This is a genomic window from Pseudoalteromonas sp. PS5, assembly GCF_004103255.1.
Classification (GTDB): domain Bacteria; phylum Pseudomonadota; class Gammaproteobacteria; order Enterobacterales; family Alteromonadaceae; genus Pseudoalteromonas; species Pseudoalteromonas peptidolytica.
Genome location: NZ_RCSQ01000235.1, coordinates 1 through 5,901, shown reverse-complemented (window position 1 = coordinate 5,901; position 5,901 = coordinate 1). Strand labels below are relative to the sequence as shown.

The following is a 5,901-nucleotide window of genomic DNA, read 5'->3' as shown; positions in this document are numbered from 1 at the left end:
AAAAAAGTCAATGAAATCGGATCATTAAAAGCTGCGGTGGTGTTAAGTATTACTGAACAAAGCGCTGAAGTCCTGCTTAAAAGTGGTGAACAAATAACTCTAACATGGCCAGGCTTAAGCTGGGCACGACAATACATCAGCGAGACACGACAAAGTTTACCACCAAAAACGACAGCGGATATTCTTGCACCTGGTATGCAAGTATTTGTGCGCAAGCAAGACAATCTTTGGATGTTAAGTCAGTTGCCTCAAGCTTCCAGTGCGCTTGTATCGCTCGACCCTAATGATGGCCGTGTAAAAGCCATCGTCGGTGGCTATAGTTTTGAACTTAGCCAATACAACCGAGCAACCCAAGCTAAACGACAAGTTGGCTCAAATATTAAACCTTTTATCTACTCGTCAGCATTAGAGCAGGGCTACACTCTTGCTACTATTATCAATGATGCGCCAATTAACCATTGGGATAAGAGTGTTGGTGTCGCGTGGAGACCAAAAAATAGCCCGGAGGTCTACAATGGACCTATTCGGATCCGCCGTGCTTTGGCTCAATCCAAAAACGTTGTCTCGGTGCGTCTCATCAAAGGTGTTGGGATCAATACGGCCGCAGACCATCTACTCAAATTTGGGTTTCAAGATGCTGATATTAATCGTAGCGAGTCGTTAGCGCTCGGCAGCGCAGCACTCACTCCCATTGAAATGGCAAGAGGGATGGCAACTTTTGCTAACGGTGGGCATCTGATTGAACCGTATTTTATTGATAAGATCACAGATTCATTTGGAACTGAATTAGGCTCTGCAGTACCACTGATTGTTTGTGATGAGCAACAACTAGAAGAGCAGCCTGAGCGCTGTGCGCCACAAATTATTTCTGAACAAAATGCTTTTTTGATTGCCGATGCCTTACACAGTGCAATTTGGGGCGGTGGTAGCTGGAAACACAAGACCGGATGGAGTGGTACAGGTTGGCGTGGTCAATGGCTAAAGCGCCGTGACCTTGCAGGCAAAACAGGTACAACGAATGACTCAGTTGATACATGGTTTACCGGCTTTAATCGAAATGTTCTCACCACAGTATGGGTTGGCTTTGATGATGCTAGCAAATCACTCGGTCGCGCTGCGTATAATGCTAATCTGGGTAAAAACCAGCTCGTTGGTGCCGAAGCTGGGGCGATTTCAGCGCAACCAGCTTGGATAGACTTTATGCGCGAAGCACTCAAAGATGAACCTTTAGCACCAATAGAGCCGCCACCGGGTCTTATTTCAACCCGCATTGATTTAAAAACTGGGCTTTTGTCTCGCAAAAACGATCATACCTCTCGCTTTGAGTATTTCGAGCAAGGTACAGCTCCCACTAAGTACGTGTTAGATACTGATAGCAGCACACCATTTGACAATAGTGCGCCGCTACCAACACACGAAGAATTGTTCTAAACAAAAAATGCCGATGCCTGTATCGGCATTTTTGTTAGTAGTTAAGACCAGGATACAGAGTGGACTGACGGATTACATTTAGAACCAACTATCTTAATCAATTGGTCTATTATAAGACGAGAAAATAGACCACTTAATTAAGCAAATTGATATAACTAGCTGAAGTTCAGGTTATTTCAAATTTTGCGTCAACCAGAATAAATCTGAATGGATCCCAGCAGCGGTCACTTCTTTACCGGCACCAGGGCCTTGGATCACCAGCGGGTTTTGCTCATACCATTTTGTGTGGATCACAAAAATATTGTCACTGGGCGTTAAATTAGCAATGGCGGCACCATTGGGTACATGTGCAACCCCAACTTTTGCACAGACATGACCATTGTTCGCAATTTCCAGCGCCCCGGTGTAACGTAGTACAGCGTCATTTTCACGGGCTTTGGCGTCGTGTTCAGCGTAAAAGTCATCAAGCTGTTGGCGATTTTCCAAAAATTGTAACCACGAGCCTTGCGCCAGGTTATCTGGCATTAATGGTTCTAGTTCAATCTCATCTAACTCAAGTTCAATACCCAACTCTCTTGCCAAAATTAGCAACTTTCTCTGCATATCACGACCAGACAGGTCTTCTCTTGGATCAGGTTCGGTAAACCCAAGCGCTTGTGCGCCCAGTACTAACTCAGAAAAAGCCTCAGAGCCGTCATAACGACTGCACAACCAAGATAGAGTACCAGAGAAAACCCCCTCGATTCTCACAATTTCGTCGCCGCTATTTTGCAGATCCGCTAAGGCAAAGTTAACAGGCAACCCAGCTCCAACACTGGTGTTATAACGCCATAATAAGTTACGTTCTTGCAGTTTTTGCCGTAGTTGTGTGTACCAGTTGTGCTTCGCTGTACCAGCGTATTTATTGGCGCTGATCAGATGACAGTCATGTTCTACAAACTGTGGATATAATTCACTAAAGCGCTCGCTTGCGGTAATATCAATAATTACTTTATGTTCGTAATCAAGCTCTTTGATGCGAGTAAATAATTCAGCTTCGTTATATTCTATGGCTTCATTTTGCCATTGCTGCTGCCATTGGGCTAAGTTTAATCCGCTTGGACAAAACAACATTTGTTTTGAGCGCAACAATCCTACCAACTTCAGATCAAAGTGCTCACTCAGTTTGTCAAACTGATCGTTACACTGCTCAATAAAAACCTCACCCACATTGCCAACACCTGCAACGATGACCGCGAGCTCTCTGCCTTTATTGACAAGCCGTTCATGTAATACTGCCAAAACATCACTATCAATAGACTGATCAGTCAACACTAAACTATAGTTTTGTGCTTGTAATACAAAACGGGTCACTATCGCATTGTCGCCTAGCAATTCTAAAGCTTGCTGATGTAACCCTGCAATATCTTGGCTTGGCGCAACGACAGCAAAGCCTTGCACTTGTGATTCAATGATATTTGCACGAGGCTCTAAGGCATTGATAACCAGATGGCTAAACTCGGATGGCACCAATAAATGCGCCTCTCCACCTTTGATAAAATGATGAATACTATGCTGTATTAGTTGGCTAAGCTGTTTTACTTCACCACTATTTAATTTTTCAACACGCAGTAAATCTAGTTGTCCAAAAGTAGTGATAAAGCGCTTCTCTTTACTATAACCTGCTTTAACAATTTCAGTGCCTAGTGCGTCTGAGTCAAAACTACTTCGCACTTGTAGTTTTATATCAGTACCTTTCAAGGGAGAGAGTGTTTTTGCATGCAGGACAGGGTTCCCCAAACGTGCTAATAATTCAGCCTGACTTCGACATACTTTAGCGTATTTTATTGCACTACTGACTTTACGTGGATCGGTACTAAATACGCCTATGGTATCTGTCCAAATCGATACCTGAGTGGCATCAATATAATTGGCCAGTAAAGTCGCACTGTAATCGCTTCCATTGCGCCCCAAAGTCACCGTTTCACCTTGACTATCTGCTGCAATAAAGCCGGTAACAATATGCACAGCATTGTCACCAATTGCGCTGTAACACACCTCTTTATTCAACGCATGTAATAATACACCATCCTGTTGCACAAATAGTTTTCTAGCGTCAATATCCCGAGCTTCAATACCTTGTGAGCTTAAGTAATTGGCTAGGACACGAGCCGACCACAACTCCCCATGCGCCAGTAGACTGGCATAGTGAAGTGTGCGTGCTTCACGCGCTTGCGCAAGGGCCTGCAATTCGTTCACGAGCTGCTTGAGCAAAGCAGCATGCCTATCGCCGGTAAACAACGCATCTATTAATTCACGTTGATGGTTTTCAACTTGTAACAAGACGTCGTTAAAAGCGCGCACATCTTGCTGCTCAAAACTCTGCCATAGCTTCACCAAAGTATTGGTTGTTTTTCCCGCAGCTGAAACCACTACGCTATCACCTAACTGACACTGCTCTAATATTATCTTAGCAACAGCCTGATAGCGCTCTGCAGAGCTTAAACTAGAACCACCAAACTTATGTACTACTTTTGCCATTTACTCACCACAACGCAACGGTATGTGCAGGCGTAAGCTTAAATGACTTCGCGTCATCACTTGCCTGGCTGTCATCAATACTGGAAAATCCGGCTTCAAGATCTGCGATTAAGTCTTGCACATCTTCAATGCCCACTGAAATGCGAATTAAGGTATCGCCAACCCCAGCTTCGAGACGTGCCTGAGGTTCCATTCCTGCGTGTGTCATGGTCGCAGGATGACAAATTAAACTTTCAACTCCACCTAGTGATTCGGCGAGCGAGAACTGCTTTAACGAAGTTAAAAATTTAGCCGATGTCTGTAGATCACCCTTAATATCAAAGCTCACCATACCACCAAAGCCTAGTTGTTGTTTTTTTGCTAGCTCATGCTGTGGATGCGACTTGAGACCGGGATAGTATACTTGACTCACATACGGCGACTTCTCTAAGTATTCAGCAATCTGTTGCGCATTCTCTTGATGTTGGCGTAAGCGTACGTTAAGTGTGCGCAGTCCACGCAATGTCAGATAACTATCAAAAGGCGCGCCCGTAATACCAATGTTATTTGCCCACCAAGCCAAATCATCTCCTAGCTCTTGTGTACGCGCTATCACTGCACCACCTACCACATCGGAGTGACCGTTAATATATTTAGTGGTTGAGTGAACAACAATATCGACTCCAAAAGCGATAGGGTTTTGTAATGCTGGTGACAAGAAGGTATTGTCTGCCGCAACTAAAGCACCGACCGCATGCGCAGCGGTTACAACAGCTTCAATATCGGTTAGTCGTAAAATTGGATTACTTGGTGTTTCTATCCACACAAGCTTAGGCTGGATTTTTTCTAGTTTCTCAAGGCTTTCTGGCTGGGTTAAATCCACTACTTCTACTTTAAGTAGCCCACGCTTTGCCAATGACGTAAATAAACGATAACTGCCACCATAGCAATCGTGGGGTATCACTAAAGTGTCGTCATGGTTTAATAATTGAGTTACTAGGTGAATAGCCGACATACCTGTTGCGGTAATAATGCCACGTTGACCTCCTTCAAGTTCGGTTAACGCTTGTGCCAACACATCACGATTAAAGTTACCACTGCGGCCATAGTCATAATCACGCTTGGTATCAAAATCTGCAAATGAATAGGTCGTCGACAGATAAAGGGGCGGAACCACTGCACCATGTGCTTTATCAGCTTCTATACCGTGACGCACTGCAACCGTCGATTTGTTAATTTGACTCATAGGGTCACCTAGATAGTTGGATGTTTAGACGTCTAAAAGGTTAGAGCAACGACAACTAGAAGTCAAAACATTTATACTGCTAAATGGCTAAATAACTAGTATTTGACTATCTTTTTTAAACCGATAAAATTTCGCCACTTAAGGCGTTGCTAATACGACTGAGTTATTGAAAACTATGGCAGAGATCTATAGTTCTCGCCATAGCGGATTAATTTGCTCAACTATTCAAGTTCAGGTTTTATCTTTACTCTTTAAAGATTTCCCTGCTCCACCTGCTTAGCTGAACAATATCAATCAGAACCCAGTCATATTGGCATTGATGTAACTGAGGCAAGTACACAATTATGGCAAAATGGAATGGTGAGTATATTCACCCATATGCAGAACACGGTAAAAAAGCAGAGCAAGTAAAAAAAATCACAGTGAGTATCCCTTTGAACGTACTCAAAGTGCTTACTGATGAACGTACACGTCGTCAAGTAAATAACTTGCGCCATGCAACAAACAGCGAGCTATTATGTGAAGCCTTTTTACATGCTTTCACGGGTCAACCACTTCCAAGTGATGAAGACCTGAGAAAAGACAACCCAGAACGTATTCCGTTAGAAGTAAGACAAATAATGGAAGAGCGTGGTTTAGAGATCCCTGAAATAAACGAAGAATAATACCAATTTTCTTAATTAAGTGGTTTATTTTGAGGCGAGAAAATCTTGTCGATAACTAGG

Annotated in this window: 4 protein-coding genes; 2 read left to right on the top strand and 2 right to left on the bottom strand. The window is 43.5% G+C overall.

Going from position 1 to position 5,901, the window contains the following annotated elements:
* On the top strand, positions 1–1,431 hold a 1,431-nt coding region (locus D9603_RS21230), incomplete at its 5' end, for a penicillin-binding transpeptidase domain-containing protein (protein WP_277750234.1).
* A 171-nt stretch (positions 1,432–1,602) separates the two neighbouring features.
* Here the strand turns inward: D9603_RS21230 and metL are convergent.
* Positions 1,603–3,951, bottom strand: coding sequence for a bifunctional aspartate kinase/homoserine dehydrogenase II (gene metL / locus D9603_RS21225; RefSeq protein ID WP_128732825.1), 2,349 nt, complete (start codon positions 3,949–3,951; stop codon positions 1,603–1,605).
* 4 nt (positions 3,952–3,955) lie between these two features.
* Complete coding sequence (gene metB, locus D9603_RS21220; protein WP_128732824.1) at positions 3,956–5,176, bottom strand: cystathionine gamma-synthase; 1,221 nt, start codon at positions 5,174–5,176, stop codon at positions 3,956–3,958.
* A gap of 344 nt (positions 5,177–5,520) precedes the next feature.
* Between metB and metJ the strand changes: the two genes are divergently transcribed.
* Positions 5,521–5,841 carry a met regulon transcriptional regulator MetJ gene (metJ, locus tag D9603_RS21215; RefSeq protein ID WP_010368921.1) on the top strand — a complete coding sequence of 107 codons (321 nt, stop codon included), beginning with the start codon at positions 5,521–5,523 and terminating at the stop codon, positions 5,839–5,841.
* Positions 5,842–5,901 lie beyond the last annotated feature (60 nt).